Annotated in this window: 25 protein-coding genes and 1 tRNA gene; 10 read left to right on the forward strand and 16 right to left on the reverse strand. The window is 42.0% G+C overall.

Translation table 11 applies throughout. From position 1 onward, the window contains the following. Window positions 1–333 precede the first annotated feature (333 nt). Both QW520_06695 and QW520_06700 read left to right on the forward strand, forming a co-directional pair. A complete protein-coding gene (locus QW520_06695) occupies window positions 334–1,089 on the forward strand; it encodes a hypothetical protein (protein ID MEM0449489.1) in 756 nt (251 codons plus the stop codon). Between the two features lie 14 nt (window positions 1,090–1,103). Next, window positions 1,104–1,739 carry an MBL fold metallo-hydrolase gene (locus QW520_06700; GenBank protein ID MEM0449490.1) on the forward strand — a complete coding sequence of 212 codons (636 nt, stop codon included), beginning with the start codon at window positions 1,104–1,106 and terminating at the stop codon, window positions 1,737–1,739. Window positions 1,740–1,839: 100 nt separating this feature from the next. On the opposite strand, the gene QW520_06705 is transcribed toward QW520_06700, so the two are convergent. The 5 genes from QW520_06705 to QW520_06725 are packed head-to-tail and all read right to left on the reverse strand — an operon-like array spanning window position 1,840 to window position 3,709. Further along, window positions 1,840–2,499, reverse strand: a complete 660-nt coding sequence (locus QW520_06705; protein ID MEM0449491.1) for a translation initiation factor IF-6 — start codon at window positions 2,497–2,499, stop codon at window positions 1,840–1,842. 14 nt (window positions 2,500–2,513) lie between these two features. Next, window positions 2,514–2,774: a 50S ribosomal protein L31e gene (locus QW520_06710; protein MEM0449492.1), complete on the reverse strand. Its 261-nt coding sequence runs from the start codon at window positions 2,772–2,774 to the stop codon at window positions 2,514–2,516. Window positions 2,775–2,778: 4 nt separating this feature from the next. Further along, window positions 2,779–2,934: a 50S ribosomal protein L39e gene (locus QW520_06715; protein ID MEM0449493.1), complete on the reverse strand. Its 156-nt coding sequence runs from the start codon at window positions 2,932–2,934 to the stop codon at window positions 2,779–2,781. 5 nt (window positions 2,935–2,939) lie between these two features. Continuing rightward, on the reverse strand, window positions 2,940–3,275 hold the full coding sequence (locus QW520_06720; protein ID MEM0449494.1) for a DNA-binding protein: 336 nt from the start codon (window positions 3,273–3,275) through the stop codon (window positions 2,940–2,942). A gap of 8 nt (window positions 3,276–3,283) precedes the next feature. Then, window positions 3,284–3,709: a 30S ribosomal protein S19e gene (locus tag QW520_06725; GenBank protein MEM0449495.1), complete on the reverse strand. Its 426-nt coding sequence runs from the start codon at window positions 3,707–3,709 to the stop codon at window positions 3,284–3,286. Window positions 3,710–3,866: 157 nt separating this feature from the next. Between QW520_06725 and QW520_06730 the strand changes: the two genes are divergently transcribed. Continuing rightward, window positions 3,867–4,409 carry a UbiX family flavin prenyltransferase gene (locus QW520_06730; protein ID MEM0449496.1) on the forward strand — a complete coding sequence of 181 codons (543 nt, stop codon included), beginning with the start codon at window positions 3,867–3,869 and terminating at the stop codon, window positions 4,407–4,409. 26 nt (window positions 4,410–4,435) lie between these two features. On the opposite strand, the gene leuS is transcribed toward QW520_06730, so the two are convergent. After that, window positions 4,436–7,318: a leucine--tRNA ligase gene (leuS, locus tag QW520_06735; protein MEM0449497.1), complete on the reverse strand. Its 2,883-nt coding sequence runs from the start codon at window positions 7,316–7,318 to the stop codon at window positions 4,436–4,438. Window positions 7,319–7,522: 204 nt separating this feature from the next. Here leuS and QW520_06740 point away from each other — a divergent pair, with 204 nt between their 5' ends. The 3 genes from QW520_06740 (at window position 7,523) to QW520_06750 (ending at window position 10,092) form a co-directional block, all read left to right on the forward strand. After that, a complete protein-coding gene (locus tag QW520_06740; protein ID MEM0449498.1) occupies window positions 7,523–7,885 on the forward strand; it encodes a hypothetical protein in 363 nt (120 codons plus the stop codon). Window positions 7,886–7,911: 26 nt separating this feature from the next. Continuing rightward, complete coding sequence (locus QW520_06745) at window positions 7,912–8,799, forward strand: hypothetical protein (GenBank protein MEM0449499.1); 888 nt, start codon at window positions 7,912–7,914, stop codon at window positions 8,797–8,799. 192 nt (window positions 8,800–8,991) lie between these two features. Beyond that, complete coding sequence (locus QW520_06750) at window positions 8,992–10,092, forward strand: ATP-NAD kinase family protein (protein MEM0449500.1); 1,101 nt, start codon at window positions 8,992–8,994, stop codon at window positions 10,090–10,092. Between the two features lie 3 nt (window positions 10,093–10,095). Here the strand turns inward: QW520_06750 and iorB are convergent, their stop codons facing one another. The 6 genes from iorB to QW520_06780 are packed head-to-tail and all read right to left on the reverse strand — an operon-like array spanning window position 10,096 to window position 15,394. After that, window positions 10,096–10,686 carry an indolepyruvate ferredoxin oxidoreductase subunit beta gene (iorB, locus tag QW520_06755; GenBank protein ID MEM0449501.1) on the reverse strand — a complete coding sequence of 197 codons (591 nt, stop codon included), beginning with the start codon at window positions 10,684–10,686 and terminating at the stop codon, window positions 10,096–10,098. Further along, the gene (gene iorA / locus QW520_06760) at window positions 10,683–12,506 is read right to left on the reverse strand and encodes an indolepyruvate ferredoxin oxidoreductase subunit alpha (protein ID MEM0449502.1); all 1,824 of its coding nucleotides are present in this window, start codon (window positions 12,504–12,506) and stop codon (window positions 10,683–10,685) included. The genes iorB and iorA overlap by 4 nt, the downstream gene beginning before the upstream one ends. After that, entirely contained in the window at window positions 12,488–13,378 is an 891-nt protein-coding gene (locus tag QW520_06765; GenBank protein MEM0449503.1) for a thiamine pyrophosphate-dependent enzyme, read from the reverse strand. The genes iorA and QW520_06765 overlap by 19 nt, the downstream gene beginning before the upstream one ends. Before the next feature lies 1 nt (window position 13,379). Further along, window positions 13,380–14,567, reverse strand: coding sequence for a transketolase C-terminal domain-containing protein (locus QW520_06770; protein MEM0449504.1), 1,188 nt, complete (start codon window positions 14,565–14,567; stop codon window positions 13,380–13,382). Next, the gene (locus QW520_06775; GenBank protein MEM0449505.1) at window positions 14,564–14,839 is read right to left on the reverse strand and encodes a 4Fe-4S binding protein; all 276 of its coding nucleotides are present in this window, start codon (window positions 14,837–14,839) and stop codon (window positions 14,564–14,566) included. The genes QW520_06770 and QW520_06775 overlap by 4 nt, the downstream gene beginning before the upstream one ends. Then, window positions 14,840–15,394: a 2-oxoacid:acceptor oxidoreductase family protein gene (locus QW520_06780; protein MEM0449506.1), complete on the reverse strand. Its 555-nt coding sequence runs from the start codon at window positions 15,392–15,394 to the stop codon at window positions 14,840–14,842. A 116-nt stretch (window positions 15,395–15,510) separates the two neighbouring features. Between QW520_06780 and QW520_06785 the strand changes: the two genes are divergently transcribed. After that, on the forward strand, window positions 15,511–15,948 hold the full coding sequence (locus tag QW520_06785) for an RNA-binding domain-containing protein (protein MEM0449507.1): 438 nt from the start codon (window positions 15,511–15,513) through the stop codon (window positions 15,946–15,948). 315 nt (window positions 15,949–16,263) lie between these two features. Further along, a tRNA-Leu gene (locus tag QW520_06790) sits at window positions 16,264–16,347 on the forward strand. Window positions 16,348–16,707: 360 nt separating this feature from the next. Here QW520_06790 and QW520_06795 read toward each other — a convergent pair. Then, window positions 16,708–16,926: a PF20097 family protein gene (locus QW520_06795; protein MEM0449508.1), complete on the reverse strand. Its 219-nt coding sequence runs from the start codon at window positions 16,924–16,926 to the stop codon at window positions 16,708–16,710. 189 nt (window positions 16,927–17,115) lie between these two features. Here QW520_06795 and QW520_06800 point away from each other — a divergent pair, with 189 nt between their 5' ends. Together QW520_06800 and QW520_06805 are read left to right on the forward strand one after the other, a co-directional pair. Next, window positions 17,116–17,502, forward strand: a complete 387-nt coding sequence (locus QW520_06800; protein MEM0449509.1) for a DUF6015 family protein — start codon at window positions 17,116–17,118, stop codon at window positions 17,500–17,502. Window positions 17,503–17,557: 55 nt separating this feature from the next. After that, window positions 17,558–18,787, forward strand: coding sequence for a 2,3-bisphosphoglycerate-independent phosphoglycerate mutase (locus QW520_06805; protein MEM0449510.1), 1,230 nt, complete (start codon window positions 17,558–17,560; stop codon window positions 18,785–18,787). A 412-nt stretch (window positions 18,788–19,199) separates the two neighbouring features. Here the strand turns inward: QW520_06805 and QW520_06810 are convergent, their stop codons facing one another. Genes QW520_06810 through QW520_06820 form a run of 3 tightly spaced genes read right to left on the reverse strand, consistent with a single transcriptional unit; the run spans window position 19,200 to window position 22,120 of the window. Beyond that, a complete protein-coding gene (locus tag QW520_06810; GenBank protein MEM0449511.1) occupies window positions 19,200–19,694 on the reverse strand; it encodes a hypothetical protein in 495 nt (164 codons plus the stop codon). Continuing rightward, window positions 19,688–20,143, reverse strand: coding sequence for a hypothetical protein (locus QW520_06815; GenBank protein MEM0449512.1), 456 nt, complete (start codon window positions 20,141–20,143; stop codon window positions 19,688–19,690). Before QW520_06815 ends, QW520_06810 begins: the two co-directional genes overlap by 7 nt. Window positions 20,144–20,194: 51 nt before the next feature. Continuing rightward, window positions 20,195–22,120 carry a peptidase U32 family protein gene (locus QW520_06820; GenBank protein MEM0449513.1) on the reverse strand — a complete coding sequence of 642 codons (1,926 nt, stop codon included), beginning with the start codon at window positions 22,118–22,120 and terminating at the stop codon, window positions 20,195–20,197. Between the last annotated feature and the right edge of the window lie 27 nt (window positions 22,121–22,147).

The raw sequence follows: 22,147 nt of genomic DNA on the forward strand, positions 1-22,147 counted from the left end.
CTATTTATATCTTATTTGATAAACTATGAAATATCGAATCAAAATAGCAATTAGTTTGGATTGAACATAATAAATCAAAATAATAAATCAAAAGCGGGACTAAGTTTGCTGAGAAATTAACCACCAATCAGACACTCTATTAAGTTTTAAAATAATTTCTCTAAATTCGTCACTATCTTCTATGAGTGTCACGGAAGAAATATTATAAAGAGGTATGAGAGTTCAGAGATTTGGATGGACAAAAAATCTGGATTCAAGGAATGCCCCAGATGCGGCTTACGAAATAAGCCATCCACGGCCCAGTGTGATTTCTGCGGTTGGGAGTTTCGTGACGTGGCAGATGAGTGGATATCTCATGTTCAAATACTTGAAAGAATGAATAGACCTGCTGACTCAATCGTTCTTGATGATGAAGTATCAAGAAAGATAGAGTCAACAATTATTCGAACCGCAAGAGATGACCAAAACGTTAAGCCTTTGATAAACAAATCGGATTCTATAACATCTACACCCCCATCAAACAAGCTAGATATTGATTCCTCAGAAATAATAAGATCGAATGAGTCGACAAGTGTTCAACAAGATGAGCTCGAATCAAGCGCTAAAGCGGAAGATATGGACATTCGTGCCTTCGTAGAAACAATGATCGGAGAACCCGTAACTGCTCAAGCCGCTGCGGCAGTGAATTCAACCATATCCGAAGCAGTCGTGGTAGATCCACAGAAGTTGGAAACGAAAAGTGCAGAAAGCTATGTCGAGGTGCAGCAAGAATATGGTTTTCCATTTTATATAGATAGGTTTTTATTGGGAATTGGCGTGGTGATATATGTAATTGCCCTAATTCTTTATTCGATGTCTTATGTTGATGTACCTATAGGATGGGCACTTTCAATTGCTGGAGCCTTGACATTGACTATAGGCGTGAGTATGGCTTATGAAAGGTTTACTAAAAAATCTTCAAGTTTTGATAAAAAAATATACAATAATGCTAAGGTTGTAGAAGAAGTTATAATATGCCCTCGGTGCCATGAAGAAGTGGAAGAAACAGATGAGCGTTGTCCATCTTGCGGAGCTGCTTTTTCTCATTGAATGTAAGTGATATTATGAAGATCATTTGGCATGGCCATGCATGCTTTGAGATTCAAGCGGAAAAGATTGTTTTATTGGATCCCCATGATGGAAAATCATTGGGAATAAAGGCTCCTGTCAGCAGACCTGATATTGTTTTAATTAGCCACGACCATTTTGATCATAACGCTGTGCGGGTTGTAAAAGGAGATTATGCAGTAGTTAAAGAACGCGGCGAGCATGAAATAAAGGGGATAAGGATACGCGGAATCGAAGCGTATCATGACGAGGTGCGTGGTTCGAAACGCGGAAAAATTAACTTATTCCGCTTCGAGGTTGGAGGTGCAAAGTTCCTTCACTGCGGCGATTTAGGACATATTCTAGGTAGGAAAGAACTAGAAGCCATTGGTGAGATAGATATTGCATTCATTCCCGTAGGAGGAGTGTTCACCTTGAATGGTTCTCAAGCCAAAGAATTGGTGGACATAATGAAACCTAAGGTCGTAATACCGATGCATTACAGATATGGTGGACTATCATTGTCCATTCAAACCATCGATGATTTCCTTAAAAAAATACCGCAGGATAAAATTATAAAGGTAGGCAATGAAATCGAATTAACACCTGAAGAGCTTCCTAAAGAAACTGAATATTGGGTGTTTTCACCATAGATATAAATAAATTATCATGGATTTAAATAAAATTTCAATGTTCGAAATATATAAATATAAAAAATTTATTATTAAAACCTACAAAATTTACTCATGTAATTTAAATTATATCCAGCGCATCTTCAACGCGCCCTAATTCGATTGGCGTGGATTTATTCCCTACCACCGCTCCCTTACTATTGGCTATCATGCATGCACCAACCATTGGTGCACCATAATTCAAAGTGCCTATTGACACAGGCACCTTAAGCATGTCTTTTATTAACGCTATTTCATCTGGAGAAGCAGAAGGATGGCAAAGTACTCCTTTATTTGTGGCCGTACAAACAGAGCCTACAGTCCTATGCTCCGCAATCATCATCTGATCGACCGGGACCTGTAGCGTCTCCTCAATTCCTTTAATCGTTCTCTTCGATAAGTCTGGATTAGCTACACACCCGAAATCATTAGCAAGTATGTTATTTCCAGAGGCATTAACCTTATCCTCTATACGAAAAACTGGTAAAAAAGCCGAAATCGCTTCCATTTCTAGACTCGTTGTCATATTGGAAACGACGGCACCGTATGAGTTCATCGAAAGTAAGGAACCTATTAAATTCGTTCCAGCTAGACTTACACGATGAGTTTCTACATCAAGCGCCTGTTGAATGTCTTTCATTAAAGAAATCGGCGCATCTTTAGGAACGAATGCTACAAACTCATTCGCTGCCGCATAAACGCCGATATATGGATTTCCGTTATAATGGCTGAGTCGTATCATCTAGTCTAGCTCATTCATTCGGGCAAAGATACCTCAACCAGCCCGTCTTCGAATTTCACCGCTTTAATTCTAAGCCTCGACGGCGGCTTCTGAATACCTCTGGACCAGAGAACTTCATTCACCTGCTGGTCCATCCAAACGTCTTCAGGCCTTGCTTTCATGTGTTTTGCTACGTAATCTCGGATTTCTGAGACAGCCTTTTTTGCCTTCTTGGATCGGGGTGAGGCTTTCGTGACCTTGAGTGGTACGTTCATTATTTTCTCCTCTTCTACCATGCCATCACTCCTTTAATTTGCTCTGGCGCCAATTCCTGCGATGCGGGTGGCGTTGGACATTTCTATTCGTTCTTAAAATAACCCAACTAGGAACTCTGCGATTTTGCTTCACTTTACGATTTAGCCGCATCTTCATTGCCGGGGGTTTATTACGCGTCATTAACGTCACAACCTCTCTATCTTGATCTCCCTTTTCCTGGGCGCCACTCGCCTTAATATCTCCTTAAGTGTAGAATCATCTATTTGTTGCTGGATTCTTCCTGTCTGCACCAGCCCGATGAGCTGATCCTCAACCAAACGAGCGATTTCAGGGTATGCCATCTTCAAGTTAGATAATCGATCTCGTGCTTGTGGAGTCAGTATCTGGCGCATAATGGCTTGGCGCTGCATTTCAATTTGACGCTGTTGCTCCTGCGCCATAGCTTGCGCCTCCTGCTGTCTTTGAAGTTCCGCCAATTTGCGGCGGCGCAGTTCCTCAAGTTCAGCGTCATCCATATTCATCACGCTCATCATTTTAACCTGTCTGCAACTTCTTTAGCTGCAGCGTCAAGTAATTTTTGTCCTTTGGGGGTCAATATTCTACCCTTATTCTTGTTTTTTGCAACTAGCCCTGCAGCCTCAAGCTGCATAATGCTTTTTCTGACTATGTTCCGAGATCCCTTAACCGCTCGGTTTGGTTTCGAGCCCCGATCAGCAAATCCACCATATTCCTCAGCCAATCTTGAGGTGCCTATCGGACCTTTTATAGCAACCTTCCTTAGTATTGAAGCTGAACGAGTGTACCACCAATCTTTTTGGACTGGTGCCTTCTCTGTATGCCTCCCTGTTTTTACGAATTCTGCCCACTCTGGTGGTTTAATGAATTCTATATCCCTTAATTTGGATGCTACCTTGGCTATTAGCTCCTCTGCAGGGACGTCATGCACTGTAACCATTCTAATCTACCTCTGGCGTTGAGTGTAACTCTCCCAACAACCGGACAACTGTGCGCCTAATCATCTACTTATATTAAAGAGTTGCGCAGTCTAGATTCCATATGGATTGCTTATTCATATCTTGCATATTCAAATACTTCACGCTCAATGAAGATGCGTGCGATATTTAGTAGCAATCACAGGTAGCTCCGGCGTGGTATACGGAGTCAGATTGCTTCGTTGCCTCAAAGGGGAAAGATGGTTAATAGTCTCTAAAACAGCTAAAGGCATTTTAGAACGAGAGTTGCAAATGAAAGCTGAAGAAGTAGCATCCCTTGCAGATATATGCTATGAGGATGATGACATGTTTGCTCCTCCTTCTTCAGGAAGTTGCTTGATAGACGCGATGATAATAATCCCGTGCTCCATGAGCACCGTAGCCAAAATTGCCAACGGAATGGCGGATACATTGATAACTAGGGCGGCATCCGTGTTCATTAAGGAAGGTCGTAAATTGATTATTGTACCTAGGGAAACTCCGGTAAGTGCAATCATGCTGGAGAATGAGCTTAAGCTAGCTAGATTAGGGGTGACAATCCTACCTGCAAATCCTGGTTTCTATTCAAACCCTGAGAGTGTAGAAGACATAGTGAATTTCATAATTGGAAAGGTCCTCGATCAGCTTAAACAAGAACATCAACTTTTTACCCGTTGGGGGTAATAAAGATTTCTTCCAAATCGACCGCTTTATTCAATATATATAGCTGGACGGAAAGGCAGGGCGTTTTTCGCCTTACGACTTGGATCGAATAGCTCTGGTTCATCGGCTGAATGGACAATGATATCACATCCTAATTCTGAGGTCATAAACGCCGCCGCATCACGGAGATATCGTAACTCATCAACTTTGATGAGGCTCCTCTCCACTTCCTCCATGGACCTTTTCATCAAGTCTTCCGCAACTCTTCTTGCAAAATCTGCAGCCTCCTTACCTTTAGACCTAAAATCATCCCGCATCATCACTTCTTTAGTTAAGGCGGATACACTAAGTTTCTTCTCCCTTGCCATCCCTAAAGCAATGTCGAAGATCAATTTTTTCCATTCAGGAGCAGTGTAAATATAAATGGACCTTGGCTTTATTCCGGTAACTTTGATTATCTCATTCACATCCGCCATTACCGATTTCAGGTACTCTTCTGCTTGCTCCGCTTCGTAATCTATTTGTGATGTGTCAGATTCTGGAAAAGGTGCTAAGGAGACGTAACTGCTACCCCCAATTACTTCCCATAGCTCTTCTGCTAAATGTGGAGTTATAGGAGACATCATTCTTACCCATGCGTCGATGATTTTCTTTGTTGCATCCCCATTACAACCACCTCTACGCGCATACCATCTAAGGTCATTGTAAATTTCGAAATAAACTTCATTAGCTAAGAAGCGAAGATCATAATCCTCCATCGCCTTGTTTATCTTTAAGAGACGGGTGTTCATCCTTGAGATGAGCCAACGGTCTATATCATCCATCTGTCCCTTGCAAATATGAGTTCTCATTTCTTCTATTAGTTTGAAAATCCTCTCCAGTTTTGCTTTGTATTTTTCCACAGACTCCTCATCCCATTCAACATCAGCAAAGGGAGAAGCTATGTGAGCATAATACAATCTCAGAGTGTCAACTCCGAAACGCTCGGCGGCCCCAGGTATAGGTTGTGCGCCTCCTTTAGACTTAGATATTTTACCCCCTTTGCCAATCACATACCAATTCACGAAGATTCCCCGGGGATAGTGCCTCTCGGGCATTATGGCGACATGGTTCATCAGAAATGCAGGGAAGTGCACAGTCATGTGCTCCTTACCACCCAGGTTCATATCCAAAGGATACCAATACTCTACATCTTTGCGTATTTCTTCAAGTAATGAGAGTTCAATGCTGCTAGTCTTGGCCACATTTTCCCCATTTCCTTTCCCCAATAAAACGTAGTCCAAAAGGGGCTCCTCCAATTGCTCCGTTTTTAGTTTTCCAGAGTTCACATAAAGGGATAATAAATAATATAATGGATAAAGGGTCGAATCAGAAATCGCTTCGATGATCCACTTGTCGTCGAAGGGGAATTTCGTTCCTAGCCAATTCCCTTGCCGCACACACGCCCGCTCCCTGAACCAGTCCAGGACAGAATGAATGTTTACGTGATATTCCTGCGGCAAGATATGCATGCGTTCTGCATGACGCTTGCTCCTCTCTGTGAGCTCCCTATCCCCGTAGTTTATGAACCATTGATCAGGTATCTTTTTTATTATCACCTTTCCCCCACACCGACATACAACCTCCTCAGAGAGATCATAGAAAATATCGGCCTCTCCCCTCTCGATCATCATCGCCTTTATCTTCTCCTTTGCCTTCTCTACTTCCATGCCAGCGAATTCTCGACAGTTACTATTCATCCTGCCTGTGTGGTATCCAGCTTTATAGATCTCCTTCTTTGCATCCAATAAACGAGGATCTCCACTGCGAGTAATCCCCATCCTTTCTACTAGTTCTACAGCAGGAAGCGGCCCATAACCCTTAGTATCTATGATGGGTATTGGCTTAATCGCCTTGACTTCTTCTTCGATTAGACCAAAGGAAGCCATAGCTACTGGATCTTCTTGAAGATTCTTGAGAGCGATCCAATCGTCAGGCGCGTCAGAAGGCACACTAGTCACTAGACCCGTACCCACATTGGGATCGCAGAAACCAGCAGGCAATACCATTATCTCGCGGTGAATTACCGGAGCGACGCAATGCACACCAATCAGGTCTCTTCCCCGAAGTTCTCCTAGAATTTTCAGCCCTTCCTTTTGATAAGTTAATTTCTCATAGGCTTCCCTTGAGACGACCCATGTCTCATCTCCCACCCGTATTTTGACATAATTTACCTCTGGATTCACCCAGAAATTGGTTTGACCAAACACCGTTTCGGGCCGGAGGGTAGCGGCGACGAGATACATGTCCCCTAATCTGAATTTTAGCAAGGTATATTCGACTATCTCAGCACTACCACCTTTTTGGATATCGGTCTCTGACGCATCCACTGCCACTGGCCCGCAGTTGACGCAGGCAGGGGCATAATAGGGCTTTTGTATCAATAGTCCCTTTTCCATAAGTTTGCGGAATTGCCATTGTATAAATTTACCATAATCTGGACTAATAGTGCAGGTGAATCTTCTCCAATCAGCAAGGAAGCCAAATCTTTTCCAATAATCATTAACATAGACATTGTTGAAAAATTCTACCACTTTCAAGGGATCTTGAAGATCATCTAATTTCTCTGGTGGACAACCATTCGCCAATAGATATTCTATTGTTTTAGGATCTTTTCTCTTTACTCTATTTGCAAGGCTGATGGCTCCATTTCCTGTTGCATGGGTCCCGACAGGAAATAGGACGTTGTCGCCCCTCATGCGTCGGTAACGTGTAATAGCGTCCACATAAGAAAAGCCACGCATATGTCCAACATGAAGATATCCAGTAACACCAGGGTAGGCGAAAATCATCATGAATTTAGGGCAATCGTTTCTATTAGCCTCATTGATTTTAGCTTCATACCATCGACTCTGCCATTTTTTCTCGATTTCCGCCCAGCTATCGAACATATTTACAACCTTCCAGGTTATTATGCATGACGGTAAATAGGATTTCGGCGATTTGAAGAGCTTTCTGGATAGTGAATCTTTTAAATAAAAAAAATGCTATTAAGATTTAGTATGACAAAATGAGACTATTAAAGCAATGTTTAAATATTATCGTATGACATACATATGACAAGTCCACCTATAAGGTGCTGGTGAGCTGCGAAAATGGATGGCGAAAGGATCACACTTAGGTTAGAGCCCGAGGATTTAGAACTCATCGATGAATTCGTTGAGAAGAGACCTGAATTCTCGAATCGCTCTCATCTTGCACGCGTTGCCATTCGCACATTCATTGAAGGGGCTAGTGGTACACCAGTATCGGAGGAGCGGGGCGCTCGGATAACGGTAGAGATGCCCAAAGCCGTGCTTCATGTACTGAATGCAATGGTTAAAGAGGGCTACTACAACTCAATCGCTGATGCGATAGAGGAGACCGTTAGAAAGGAGTTCATTTCCAAAGAGCATTTAGAAGATGCCAAGAAACGAGCTCTGGAGGCGCGAAAGAACACTCCTGAGTATGTCCCGTAAAATACGGTGGGCGAAAAGGCTGGACGGTGAAAAGCCGCCAGAGGGGATGGGGTGCACGGTCACAAGGACCGATAGGTAACCTGTCCTCAACAGACCAGGAGGCAGGGATGGCGATGGATAGAGATGAGAGGGCTGAGCAGTTAGTAGCGATGCTCAGTAAAGGCATAGCTGAGCCAAAAATAACTGTTGTTGGCTGCGGAGGCGCGGGCAATAACATCGTGCATGGGTTATATTCTGAAAACAAGGGCAATGTTGTCACTATTGCAATCAATACTGACGAACGCAAGTTGCAGGAGATATCGGCTCACAAAAAGCTATTGATCGGAAAAGATGTGACGATGGGTAAAGGTGCCGGAGGATTCCCCGAGGTTGGTGAGTACTGCGCCGAGTGCGCCCGGCCTTATGTGCGTGAAGCTTTATATGGTAGCGATATCGTGATCATCGTCGCCGGTATGGGAGGCGGAACTGGTACTGGTGTCGCTCCTGTGGTAGCTCAGGTATCGAAAGAATTGGATGCTGTAACTTTTGCTATTGCAATTTCACCTTTTTCCTACGAAAAGGAGAGAGCGCATAAAGCCAAAGAAGGGATTTTAAAGTTGAGGAAAGTGGTTAATGACACCATCGTTCTGGATAACGATAGATTAATGGATATCGCTGGAGACATGCCATTGTCCGAGTCTTTAGCTATCATGGAGCGCAGTGTGGGTCGCATTATAGATTCACTGTGCGCACAGATTACTGAATGCTTCGTGTCTCAGGTAACGCCTCAGGTTGAGGAAATGGTTCATCATACCGAGGAAGAGTCTTTGGTAGCGACTTTAGCACCCCCAACAGAAGACCTTGCTCTAAACGCCAGCAGTCTTCACGTCAATAGAAAGACGCCGGAAATCCAAGACAACCTATTGATGCGTTGACTACCTTTATACCTGGTCTGTGAAAGCAGGACGGGGCTTTATCTTAATTATACGAGCCCCAACGATTTTTTATTTAAAAATAATTGAACTTGTTTTGAAGTGTTATCTTTCCAGCTTTTCCGTAATAAAAATCAGTTTTAAACGAGCGTAATAACATGTAATTTATTATTTGATTAAAAGAATCGGTCCTTCGTGAGAATAGGATTGATAATTAACCCTGTAGCGGGAATGGGAGGTTCAGTAGGTCTGAAAGGCACCGATGGATACTCAATTGTAATAGAGGCGAGACGGCGAGGTGCTATTCCAAAGGCAGAGGAAAGGATGAGTCAAACACTAAAGAATATTGGTTTTTTGGAGGGTATATCCTTCCTAACCGCTAGCGGAGGAATGGGAGGGGATTTGCTAAGTAGGCTCAGTCTACCTCATGATATTATCCATATAGTCTCATCAGAAACGTCTGCTCTTGATACCAAAATCGCTTGTAAAATCTTCCTAGAAAAAAATGTTAGGCTGATCCTATTTGCTGGCGGAGATGGTACAGCTAGGGACATTTTAGACGCTGTGGGTGAAACGATCCCTGTAATAGGCGTACCTTCTGGAGTAAAAATGCATTCAGCTGTTTTTGCTAATACACCGAAAGATGCGGCGAACCTTTTTAGGAAATACCTTCAGGAAGGGCTTCCGCTTCGTAAGTCAGAAGTAATGGATATAGATGAAGAGGCTTTTAGGCAAGGGCGCCTCAGCGCTCGTCTTTATGGATATTTGCTCACTCCTTATGAGAAATCCATGGTACAACCTGTTAAAGGTGACTATGAAGGTAACGATATCGAAGCAGAGAAAGAGGCTATTGCTGACTATGTGGTAGATGAGATTAAGCCTGGAATTCTCTATATTCTTGGCCCTGGGACAACTTTGGAGGCGGTGGCTCGCAAATTGAAAATACCTAAGACACTCCTAGGAGTTGATGTCATCTTGGATGGGAAGGTGGTTGCGGCGGACGCCAGTGAATCTGTACTCTTGGAGTTGTTAGAACATCACCCAAAGGCGAAGATCTTGGTGACTCCCATTGGAGCGCAAGGTTTCATTCTAGGCAGGGGAAATCAGCAGATATCTCCCAAAGTCCTGCGCAAGGTAGGGCTAGAAAATTTGGTTATTCTCGCAGCTCCTACAAAATTGCGCGAGACCAGGGTCCTTAGAGTTGATACTGGCGATCCTAACCTTGATCGTGATTTGAGAGGATTTCGGAATGTTGTAGTCGGATTCCGCCTTGGCACCATGGTCAGGGTGGATTGAGCATTAGAGCTTCACGGCTTCTCTGCCAAGATCGAAAGCCTGCTCATTAATCTTCTTTGCCTTTTCGGGAACGCTAGCAATCAAAGCAGAACGCAAAGATTCTTCTGACAGGGGAAATCCCTTGAGCGCTGATACGGCACCTATCAACACGGAATTCACTGTCAATTTACTCCCTGCTTTTTCCGCCAATCGGGTGGCTTCTAAAGGTAGGACGCTAAAACCAGCATCTCGCATGGCCGTGATGAGTTTCTCCACCTCGGGATAAGATTCACTTCCTGCCGTAACGGTTATAGGGATTATTTTTTGCACATCGGTGACGATCATCGTGTTCTCATTTGCATATTGCAAAGCTCGATAAGTCTCTACTGGCTCGAAACCAAGTATAAGATCTGCACCTGCTTTGGGTATAAGGGGGGATATTGTTCCTCTTCCGAATCGGACCACTGCGCTAACTGAGCCTCCGCGTTGTGCCATGCCATGGACTTCAGACATCGCCACCTCATGACCCTCGCTCATGGCCGCTTCTCCAAATACTCGTGAGGCGAGCAGGACTCCCTGTCCACCCACTCCGACTATCAAGATGTTAAATGTCATTTACTCACCTCAATTGCTCTCTTCGGGCATACCTGAGCGCAGCACCCGCATCCTATGCACAATTCTGAGATAATGCTAACATCTATGCCATCCCAGGATAGAGCTGGACAGGTGAACTTTGTGAAACATGTGCGGCACCTGACACACTTCGATTTATCGATGATGAAAGCTTTCCGTTCTAACTTTCCCCTACGCATCAATGCTAGAGGGCAGGGGCGACGTGAAATTATGGCTGAGAATTCATCAGTATCTAAAGCGGTCTTGATGGCCTGAATTGTAGCGGATAAATCATAAGGATCGACTGTACCTATATTATGCACTCCCAGACCCTTCAACATCATTTCTATGTCCACGGGCGTGGTGGGGCTTGGCGAAGATCTTCCCGTTCCCGGATGCGGTTGATGCCCCGTCATTGCTGTCGTGCCATTGTCAAGCACCACTAATAAGAAATGATGTTTATTGAAAACAGCGTTTATAATACCTGGAATGCCAGAATGGAAAAGGGTGGAGTCCCCAATGAACGCGATTACTTTCTGATCTGTTGACTCTGCAAATCCGCCCGCTGCCCCCACACTCGAGCCCATGCACAACAGAAAATCTGCGGAGTTTAGGGGTGGGTTGAGCCCAAGTGTGTAACAACCAATGTCAGTGGAAAATATAGCTTCCCTGCCATTTAAAGCCTTTTTTACTGCATAGAAAGTTGCACGATGCGGGCAGCCAGCGCAAAGGACAGGAGGTCGAGTAGGTAATGGTATTGATTCAAATTTAGGTGTTTTTTTCATATTTTTAACTGAGATTTGTTCCCTAAGAGCCAAGACCGTATCAGGAGTATACTCAAAAGCCATGGGAAGATGCCCAGATAGCTTTCCTAACACTTGAGTTTGACACCCTTCTTCTCGGGCCATGCGCTGCACGTGCTCTTCCACCAAAGGAGCCAATTCCTCAAATACAATAACACGGTCGAATCTTCGAAGGAATTTTTTGACTTTATATTCGGGCAACGGCCAAGTGAAGCCCAATTTAAGGATGCAGGCATCCTCGATGAATTCTTTGGCATATGTATAGGCTACACCTGAAGCAATAATGCCTACGCTACCGTCTCCAATTTCAAAATTCAATGGTGACTCTTCAGAAATGGCCAAAGCCGACTTCATACATTCCAATTGCCTGATGCGACCTTTTCTAGCCACCGCGGGAACTGGCACGAAACGAAAAGGATCCTTTTCAAAATGCCCCTTCCTGGAAATATTTGGCAATGCCCTTAATTCGACTATACCACGCGCATGATTAACCCTGGTAGAGGTGCGAAGTAATACTGGTGTTTCCAATTTCTCTGATATTTCAAATCCTACATGAACCATTTCTTTTGCCTCGGCAGGTGTTGCAGGCTCAATCATTGGCACACCAGCAAGGCGGGCGTAGAATCTACTATCTTGTTCATTTTGGCTAGAATGCATAGATGGATCGTCAGCGCTAAGAACTACCATACCTTTGCGGACTCCGACATAACCCAACGACATGAAAGGGTCGCTCGCTACGTTTAGACCAACATGTTTGAAGAAGACGAACGAACGCAATCCGGAAACTGCGGCGGCGGCTCCGACTTCTAATGCCACCTTTTCGTTTATAGAATACTCAAAATACATGCCAGTATGTTTGGACATGGACTCGAGATAGCCTCCTATTTCTGAAGAGGGTGTACCTGGATAAGTAGCTGCCACCGCAACTCCTGCCTCAAGGCAAGCGCGTGCAATTGCCTCATTGGCCAACATCAATGCTTTAGTCCCTTGTGGCACCAGATTCAACCGCTCCTTTGACATCTAGCTTTCAGGGCCTCATACTCTTCGTCCACTTTCTTTTGTATCTCAAATAGCATCTCAGAGGTCAAATGCCTAAACCTACCTTGTAACATCAGATATTCCTCCACGGGCTTGTTCTTGATGTCCTTGGAAAGCGTCATTACGCCGTTCTCGTACTCGTAGAGCGGAAATATACCAGTTTGTGTTGCTAAGCGAGCCACCTCTACCGATTTGGAAGTAGGAATCTTCCAGCCAGGAGGACAAGGAGACAGCGCATGAATGAACTTGGGTCCCTTAATGCATCTTGACTTCTTAATTTTGGCGATTAGATCTTCGGGATAAGCTATGGAGACCGTGGCTCCGTAGACTATCCCATTTGCGATAAGCATATCCATGATTCGCTTCTTTCCAATATTTCTCCATTCCCTCTTTTTCCCTCCTGGATCAGTATTGGTCCAAGCATAGAGAGGCGTGCATCCGGAGGTCTGGACGCCTGTGTTCATGTATGCTTCGTTATCATACATTATATAAAGGAAGTCTGTCCGGCGGTCAATCGCACCAGATAATGATTGTAACCCAATATCCGCTGTGCCACCATCTCCAGCCCAGCCCACAACAGTAACATCATCTATTCCTTTTATCTCGAGGGCGGCACGAATGCCAGAACTCACTGCTCCAGTGCATTCGAAAGCATGGTCAACTACAGGAACTTTTAAAGCGGCTCTGGGCCAGACTCCTTGAACCACAGACCAGCAACAAGCAGGTGAATTTATGATTGTCTTTGGGCCTAAGGCTTTTAGACAAAATCTAGCTAGCAAAGTGGCTCCGCAGCCGGCACAGCCCGAATGTCCTTTGCTTAAATATTCTTCTTTAGGGATGGTGAATTTAGACATTTCACCACCTCATACTTCCATCCTTCAGCCCCACCCAATCCACTTGATTCGATGCTAAGCCGCTTCTACGCAGAGTTAAAAGATCATCAAATATCTTCTCGAAATCTGTTTCAGTCACATCTCTTCCGCCTAAGCCCCCTATGTAACCTTTAACCTTGAGATCTGCTGCCAAAGAGAATAATGCATTCCGAACCTCACTATATATCGCACCTCCATAGCCAAAAGTGTAGCTGCGGTCGAATACTCCGATTGTTCGAACATTCTCAGCGAGCTTTAGGAGCTCCTCATTAGGGAATGGACGGAAAACTCGCATCTTTGCCACACCCACTTTTTTGCCTCGCTCTCGCATGCGGTCCGCAGCTACTTTTGCCGTACCTGCAGCTGATCCAGTTATGATAAGGACTGCTTCTGCGCCCTCGCAGCGATAACTTTCAATTAGACTTGAGTAATCGCGACCAAAAGCTTTGCTAAATGCGGATCCTGCCTCTGCGAACTTCTTTTTTGCCTTCTCCATCGCCAGGTAATTATTATAACGAAATTCCATGGTCCAATCCGGCATGACTAAGCTTCCGTATCTTCGAGGTTTACGAAAGTTCACCTTAACATCTGGATTAAAAGGGGGCAGGAAGAAATCGACCTCCTCTTTGGCAGGAATGTCTACTTTTTCAAAGGTATGGGAAAGAATGAAGCCATCTTCGATGACCATTGTAGGTAGCATTACCTCTTTATCTTCTGCTACTTTGTATGCCAATAATATCAAATCTAAAGCTTCCTGATTATTTTCGCAGAAAAATTGCATCCAGCCAGTATCCCTCTCTCCAATGACATCCATATGGTCTGTCCAAATATTCCAAGGAGGTCCTAAAGAGCGTGAAACCACGGTCATTACGATAGGACGCCGCGCCCCTGCGGCCCAGAACAACATCTCATGCATTAGCGCAAGACCCTGGGAAGAGGTGGCTGTAAACGTCCTTGCTCCCATATAAGATGCTCCGATAAGGGCTGCCATCGCACTATGTTCGCTTTCGACCTTGATGTATTTGGCCTTAATCTCGTCATTGGCCACCATCTCGGCTAGTTTCTCAGATATCGAAGTTTGAGGAGTTATTGGATAAGCCGCAACGACTTCGACTCCGGCGAGCATTGCTGCCTTAGCAGCTGCCACATTTCCTGTCATTAAATCTATCATATTGCATCCTCCCTCATCATGGAAATAGCTCCCACCGGGCATTCATTGGAGCAGATACCGCAACCCTTGCAATGGTCCAGATCCACACGAGGATAATCGCCTTCTTCCCTTACCTCTATGCTTACATCTGGGCAGAATTTCCAACATGTGTAACAACGGGTACATTTTTTCAAGTCAATCACTGGTTGAAGTGTGCGCCAAGTACCTGTGCGTACGCTTTCAGTGCTTTGTAATGTATAGCTCGACTGGGGTAGATCCCTATATGTCTCCATCTACCACACCCCCTTTACGCTCTCATAAGCCTCCCTTGCCGCTGCTGCATTTTCCTCCCTATTTCCTGGAGATGCTTTCATGATGCTCTCAATGATTTTTTCCAACGGTATTTGAGGACAAATTCTAGAAAATGCACCCAATATGGCTGTGTTCACTATCGGTGCTGTCTCTGAGCCCAAATCATGCCGGAGAGCTATTCTTGTGGCATCTACTGTGGCTACACGAGGCCATTTCTGGTTCAAATTTTCACGTCGCTCATCGGGGGTGTTAATCAAAATAATACCATCTGGCTTAAGACCATGAAGTACATTTGTCATTGTGAGAAGATCTGAGTCTAAGACTATTACATAGTCAGGATAGTATATTTCTGCATGCGTGCGAATTGGCTTCAGATCGATGCGGCAGAATGATGTCACAGGTGCGCCTCTTCTTTCCACACCAAAAAAAGGGAAAGCGGCTGCATGCAGTCGATTTAAAACGGCTGCTCGCGCAAGGAGCTCTGATGCTATTACTGCACCTTGCCCTCCTCTGCCGTGAAATCTCACTTCTATCACAATATCAAATTTAGTCTAGGCTTTCTGAATATATAGTTATCATCTATAATCATGTCACTGGCTATCAATGTGCAAACACAAAAATAATAATAATGCACTTTTCTTTTTAACCACTAATGAGTTTGCACAACCTGCACTTTCGAGCCTTTTGCCATGCTACTGAGGATGAAGGAAAAGTGATGAAGGCTTTAATTTTCGCCTCTGGTTGTGAAGAAAATAATGTAGGGCGTATGAAATGTGAAGGACATCATGGCAACCCGATAATAATCTTAGATGTTGATATTCGTTCATCCATTGAAATCAGAAAAGTTTTCAGTAGATTATCAAAAAGAGATTTACAAACGCTCATTGATGATCTCGAAAGAAGAGTCGATGAAGAATGTTCCTTCTTTTTTAGATTGGATAAGCAAAATGCGTTCGAAGGAATAATGATTTTAGGAGAAAAAAATGAGGGCAACGATGTCATTGCTGTACATGGAAAAATAAAAACTTATCCAAAAAGCAGAAAACGAGCGCTTGAAACAATGAAAGAATATCTAATATCTATCGCTTAAGCCCAATATTCGATTAATAATTTTTGAAAATTTTTAATGAAATTTATAATTTAATATTGTGATAATAAATAAAAAAATATTTATTAAATATATTTTTATATTATTTGAAATGGAACCGATTTCCAAAATAATGTAATTTGCTTAGCCCTTTTTTCTGCATTTTAAAAAAATATATTTGACAATGATACGGATGATAATGATATCGAAGAATTATTGTTAATAAACTCTACCTGAAACTATGACCCTTTAGGAAGTATTTAGATCTTTTAAAACAATGGTAAAGTTTATTCATATGGCAAGCATCACACGCCACAAGCAGGGGTAGCCAAGCTTGGCCAACGGCGCAGGACTTAGGATCCTGTCCTTAGTGGTCCGTGCGTTCAAATCGCACCCCCTGCACATTTTTAGTCTTAAATTTTATAAAATAAAAATATAATAATAAAAATGTATTGAAATTTACTAGGTGCTTAGTTGATTTTGACCACTAAGTTTTTCATATATCATCCAAATTTTATGAAAAAATTTAGGATTCAGGTGAAGTGAGTGGATTTAAAATAGAAGCTTGCTTTTGCTTTACTACTTAGGCTAAAGAGATAAGCTTAAAAAATGTTTAAAATAGATTCATAAAATTGAATAAATAAATTAAAATACATGATCTATCGTATAAAAATCTAACCCAATGATTAAACGTTCCAATAGGTCAACAGCAAAGACTACTATAGATCATGGAAACCTGATTTAAATTTTATATAATACAAACTAATAATTATGTATTATAAGGCGACATTTTGGACATCTTTTAGCTTTTATATGTACAATGCCCCAAAGATTGGATTCATATATTCTTTCCCCTCCTAAACCTATACGGGAAAGCGAATTAATTTCCTTCCTCCATTTTACTCCAGAAACTAGACTCTCAGTCTCTAGCCATCCATCCTCCATTTCCTCACCACAAGAAGGACATTTCATAATCTTCATACAATGAATCGGCAATTTGAATAAAATACTTGATTTGTCGAGAATGTTCTATGATATGTTAACAATATGCTTATCCGTATTTTAGATTATAGAAATTTATCGCCATTCGAATAAATGTTTTATTATAATCGAAACAACGCTGAATATATTTTAATATTTTGAAAACAAAGAGAAATGAAAGGGATAATAATGAAAGAGTTCGACGTTTCTAGACATTCTTCACTTTCACGCGCTATTGCCAAAAAGGTTGGTTTGGAAAAAGATGCAGCTGATACTTTGGCATTGAGGGTATTAAATTATTTTGGCTTTGAGAATGAAGTTATAGACAATACTCTTGACCAGGAAGATAGACGTTTATTTTATTTCCTACAAGATATGGGGCTATTGAAAACTGCTTGGGAGGAAGCTTTACTGCCCAATGGTCGTAGTTGGAGAATTTTTTATTGGTATCTAAATACTGAAAAGATAGAGGAGTTCTCAAAGGATGAAATAATTCAAAATGAAGAGAAAGAGCTTTATAATACGTTACCAGCTGAAATCTGGGTTCGAGATGGAATCAAAATTGAAGAGAGTTGAAGATTAAACCGTTTTCTTTTTTAATTTCACAAGTTATACTAAAGTTATTGGTACGATGCTGACGAGAAAGATATTAATTGTGGTTATGGATGGCCTGGGTGATAGAGCAGTAAAGGAATTGCAATGGAAGACACCACTTCAAGCAGCTAATCGCCCAAATCTCAATTGGTTCGCTGAGCAAGGTGCAACAGGAATTGTGGATGTTATTTCACCCGGCATTAGACCAGGAAGTGACACGTCACATCTTGCCATCTTGGGATATGATCCATATCGCGTTTATACAGGCAGGGGACCTATAGAAGCAGCTGGAATAGGAATCGAAGGGAGACATGGTGATATTGCTCTCCGATGCAATTTTGCTACTGTTGATAGTGAGATGAATGTTTTAGATCGCCGAGCGGGGAGAATAAAGGAGCCAGAAACAACCTTTTTAGTTGAGGCACTAAATGGATTAACCATTGAAGGTGTTGATATAATTGTAAAAGAAGCTACTGAGCATAGAGCAGTTCTCCTGCTAAGAGGGAAAGGCCTTTCTGCAAAGGTGACTGATGTAGACCCTCATGCTGAATCCCGAGTACAAAAGTCTCGAGCATTAGAGCCAGAGGCTAGAAAAACAGCCAGAGTTATCAACCAGTTCGTAAAACTTTCATATGAAGTTCTGGATCAACATCCAATAAATGTGAAAAGGCGTGAGCAAGGCAAACCCCCTGCAAATATACTATTACCTCGTGGAGCTGGCATATTCCCCGATATCCAAAAATTTAGTGAGCGATACGGGTTGAAAGGCGCATGCGTAGCAGGCGTCTCATTAATAAAGGGCGTATGTAGACTTTGTGGCATTGATGTTGTGGATATAAGCGGTGCTACAGGAGGCCTGGACACAAATATGATATCAAAGGCCCAAAAGGCATTGCAATTATTGCAGACTTACGATTTCGTTCTAATGAACATTAAAGCCACAGATATCGCCTCTCATGATAAAAACGCAAAACAAAAGGTCAATGTTATTGAGCAGTTGGATGAAATGGCTGGAATCTTGAGACAAGGGCTTTCACAGGACGTTGTAATAGCATTTATGGCTGATCATTGTACGCCTATTGAAGTAGGGGATCATACAGGAGATCCAGTACCATTTATGATATATTGCAAAGGCATTGTACCAGACACCAACACCAGATTTGATGAGGGTAGTTGTTCTCAAGGTGGTTTGGGGAGAATAAGAGGCATGGACGTCCTGCCTATTCTATTGGATAAGGCAGGGAGGTCTGAAAAATTCGGCGCATAATGTTCTATCCCTACTTAAAAGAGAATAATATAGTGGTGCTCGTATTGGATTTTTATGAAATACTGTTACTGCCCCAAATGCCATGAGCTAAGGCCATGGAATTGGTACTCGCGAGACAACTGCGAGAATTGCAGTTCAAAATGCATCACCTTCAAGGTCGAGCGTTCAATCTTTTCCTATTTATTATATTTTACTTCTTTTGCAGCAATGATTCTAATAGCTTTTCATGTCCTATGGTATCAACTTTTTAACCCAGACTTCGAGTTTTATTCAGCGGTAACATGGGATTTTTCTGCTTTTATGATATTCATTCTTGTTTTAGCATCAATGGCCTTTTCTCTATTTGAAATTTCCAAAGCAACAAAAAAAGCTGAGATAATAATGCAGAAAAAAATGGTTAAAAAAAGATGAGCTAAAGAATGCTCCATACCAGGAGAAGAGATGTTAGATCCTGTTCCCCTCCTGCAGGGTATTTTAAAGAGGAGCAAAATACGGTTGAGCCTATTTCTTTTATCTCATCTGAGGAGGGCAGCTTATAGCGAACATCTTTTAAAACTATCTCCCATAAATACTTATAATCAGGACCAAGAAGATTGTTGAGAATCGTTTGGGCAATGAGTTCGATGTCCCCAGGAAGAGACCAATTTCCCTGTTCACTTAAATTGAAAAATTCAGGTATACATAACTCCAAGCCTTCCCTCTCTACAGTAGTTATCAAAAGTACTCTATGTGCTTTAGTCACCCTTTCAATAATCTGATTCGAAATAAAATTCTCGTTTTCATAACTAGATTGAATAATTCCTGAAAAGGTAATGAAATATGACAAACCAATTATAGTGACAAGAAACAGCCAAGCATCTAAGATAGTTCCAACTCCTCTTCGATTAGGAATTTTTAATCTTACCACACTATCACCACCATTTCAGCTGCTATAACTTTTCCATATCCAGCTTCAATCGCTACCGGACTTCTCAGAATTACACATCTCTCTAAGGATTTTGGAATAGAATCAGAAGAAAACACTGTCCATGGTTCTATCATCTCCCCTTGGCAGCAGATTGGTATGATGTCAATCTTAAAACCATCAGCTACCAATAAATTTATAGCGGTTATTTCTTTTTTTTCTAGTTGCTCTGGCTTTAATAAACCTTTTTCATTCATCATCATGGAGAGTGATTTTTGTAGTATTGTGTTGGCATCTGATTCCAGCTCGTCCTCGCTGTTAAAGTTAAATAATAAAGGCAATTGCGAAGCTAATATACTAACTGCAGAAATCACAATAACCAACGCTATCAAAGTCTCAATGAAACTTCCAATGCCACAAAAGTCATTATGAAATTTTCTCCATTTCTTCATAATTGATCAATTTTATTAATTAATACTCAAACAAACGATTACGATTATATTTCAATCGACTTTCTTTAAATAATGACCCGTTGTTATTGCCCCACATTTCCTTTTAATAATATTTTTTTTATTTATTTCATTATAATAAAATGATTTAGCAACTAGTGAGGCTAGATTTGGTGCTCTTCGCCTAAAATCCAAAGCCAATGAATCCACGCCCATTTCTCCAAGCTCATCAAGAAAGTCTAATAGCAATAAGTCTGCACAATTTAGAATGTGAACATAACCTAAAGTATCACGATAGGTAGGAAAAGTCTTACCAGTAAGATCCCTAAGATTACCCGTTCCTAGATTAGGATCTTTAGAAACCATTAGTTCGACTCGCCCAAATGCTAATACTTCAATACGATTACACGTCCTTACTAATATTTCTTTTAATTCTTCACGACTCAATTCAACAGATGCCATAGACTGATAGAAACCCTCTGTACTACAATGATTGAAGACGTTCATGGAGTAGTAGCCATACAGCCTATTTTTTTGATATTTATGGGCCTGATCAATAGAGCACACCATTATTGAATTTGATTTTATCTCAGGGATGGTGGGCGATACCCGTGGCAATATTGGAATGAATTCTATCCCACGTGATTTGCAAAAATCCTCAATTTCTACCATTTTTTTAGAAAAATCAAAATAAATACGATCAATAAAAGGCAATACTGCCTCAGCTGTTTTTAATGAAGATACAAGAGCAGATATTTTTGGTTTGCATGGCTTTCTTTCTCTAAAAGCGAAATTTAAAATTTCTTTCCGTCTTTTCATCTTTTGCTTTTTAGGAGAAAAATTTAATGATGAAATTTTATTTTCAATCATATTAAACTCATTATCTCTTGTTTTATAGAGCTCGTAAAAACCGTCTTTTACAGGGAATTGTATGCTCAACAATCTATTGGCTACATGCTCTTTTGTGACTTTGAACCCTCCAATCTTCTCATCACCACGATACAAAGTGACTCCGTCCCCTTCACTTAGCCCGATAGGATAAGGATAAACAAACCCTCCTTTAACCTCGACATCCGCTAGAAACAATCCACGAGAATCAGGATATAGAGTGGATTTCATCTGAGATTCAGTATAGTAGCCTTGTGAGAAACCTCTGTTAAAAGCTATAGTTAAGAGCTTTTTTTCTTTCTCCGTTACCAAAGGTGCAATTCCTTTCAAAGCCCTCGCTATCGCCGCTTTATATATTTTCGTTGTTAAATAAACATATATGGGACTGCGCATTCTTCCCTCAATTTTAATTGCACTCACACCGATTGAAAGTAATTGAGGTATGATTTCAGCGCAAAATAGATCTGGCATGCTTAAAAGATAACCTTGCTCTTTCCCCAACCTATATTCCTTGCGGCAGGGCTGAGCGCACATTCCTCTATTTCCGCTTCTGCCACCGGCAAAACTGGAGAAAAGGCATTGCCCCGAGAAGCAATAACAAAGGGCTCCGTGAATAAAGACCTCCAATTCAATATTAGTGGACTTTTTAATTTTACTTATTTCATTTAGTCCTAATTCCCTTGCCAATATCACCCTTTTTATTCCTTTTTTCTCCGCCCATGCAGCCCCTTCAGGCGTGTGAATGCCCATTTGTGTAGACGCGTGAACAGGTATTCTTATCCTGTCAAGAACCAACGATGCCAGTCCCAAATCTTGAACAATAATCGCGTCAGCACCTATATCTTTTAATTCCCCGATATAAGAAATTGCGTCATCCAATTCTGACTCTTTTATTAAGGTGTTAACGGTGATGTAAACTTTCGCCCTCCTTGAGTGTGCGAGTTCTATAGCTCCAATCAATTCCTCAAAGGAGAAATTTTGAGCGAACTTTCTAGCACCGAACCTTTTCCCACCTAAATAGATAGCATCAGCCCCTGCCAATAAGGCTGCTTTTAGAGCGTCAATAGAACCAGCGGGCGCTAGCACCTCCATGAACGTAAATTATCTCCTTAAATATTA

It is taken from the genome of Methanomassiliicoccales archaeon (assembly GCA_038740345.1).
Taxonomy (GTDB): domain Archaea; phylum Thermoplasmatota; class Thermoplasmata; order Methanomassiliicoccales; family UBA472; genus JAJRAN01.

Coding starts and splice junctions, on each gene's coding strand:
- QW520_06720 (MEM0449494.1), bottom strand. CDS start 3,275: ATGAATATGGATGACGCTGAACTTGAGGAACTGCGCCGCCGCAAATTG.
- leuS (MEM0449497.1), bottom strand. CDS start 7,318: ATGTTCGATAGCTGGGCGGAAATCGAGAAAAAATGGCAGAGTCGATGG.
- QW520_06725 (MEM0449495.1), bottom strand. CDS start 3,709: ATGGTTACAGTGCATGACGTCCCTGCAGAGGAGCTAATAGCCAAGGTA.
- QW520_06710 (MEM0449492.1), bottom strand. CDS start 2,774: ATGGTAGAAGAGGAGAAAATAATGAACGTACCACTCAAGGTCACGAAA.
- QW520_06715 (MEM0449493.1), bottom strand. CDS start 2,934: ATGACGCGTAATAAACCCCCGGCAATGAAGATGCGGCTAAATCGTAAA.
- iorA (MEM0449502.1), bottom strand. CDS start 12,506: ATGTCAAAGGAGCGGTTGAATCTGGTGCCACAAGGGACTAAAGCATTG.
- QW520_06700 (MEM0449490.1), top strand. CDS start 1,104: ATGAAGATCATTTGGCATGGCCATGCATGCTTTGAGATTCAAGCGGAA.
- iorB (MEM0449501.1), bottom strand. CDS start 10,686: ATGACATTTAACATCTTGATAGTCGGAGTGGGTGGACAGGGAGTCCTG.
- QW520_06815 (MEM0449512.1), bottom strand. CDS start 20,143: ATGAAGAAATGGAGAAAATTTCATAATGACTTTTGTGGCATTGGAAGT.
- QW520_06805 (MEM0449510.1), top strand. CDS start 17,558: ATGCTGACGAGAAAGATATTAATTGTGGTTATGGATGGCCTGGGTGAT.
- QW520_06705 (MEM0449491.1), bottom strand. CDS start 2,499: ATGATACGACTCAGCCATTATAACGGAAATCCATATATCGGCGTTTAT.
- QW520_06785 (MEM0449507.1), top strand. CDS start 15,511: ATGAGTTTGCACAACCTGCACTTTCGAGCCTTTTGCCATGCTACTGAG.
- QW520_06775 (MEM0449505.1), bottom strand. CDS start 14,839: ATGGAGACATATAGGGATCTACCCCAGTCGAGCTATACATTACAAAGC.
- QW520_06795 (MEM0449508.1), bottom strand. CDS start 16,926: ATGAAGATTATGAAATGTCCTTCTTGTGGTGAGGAAATGGAGGATGGA.
- QW520_06770 (MEM0449504.1), bottom strand. CDS start 14,567: ATGATAGATTTAATGACAGGAAATGTGGCAGCTGCTAAGGCAGCAATG.
- QW520_06800 (MEM0449509.1), top strand. CDS start 17,116: ATGAAAGAGTTCGACGTTTCTAGACATTCTTCACTTTCACGCGCTATT.
- QW520_06740 (MEM0449498.1), top strand. CDS start 7,523: ATGGATGGCGAAAGGATCACACTTAGGTTAGAGCCCGAGGATTTAGAA.
- QW520_06820 (MEM0449513.1), bottom strand. CDS start 22,120: ATGGAGGTGCTAGCGCCCGCTGGTTCTATTGACGCTCTAAAAGCAGCC.
- QW520_06765 (MEM0449503.1), bottom strand. CDS start 13,378: ATGTCTAAATTCACCATCCCTAAAGAAGAATATTTAAGCAAAGGACAT.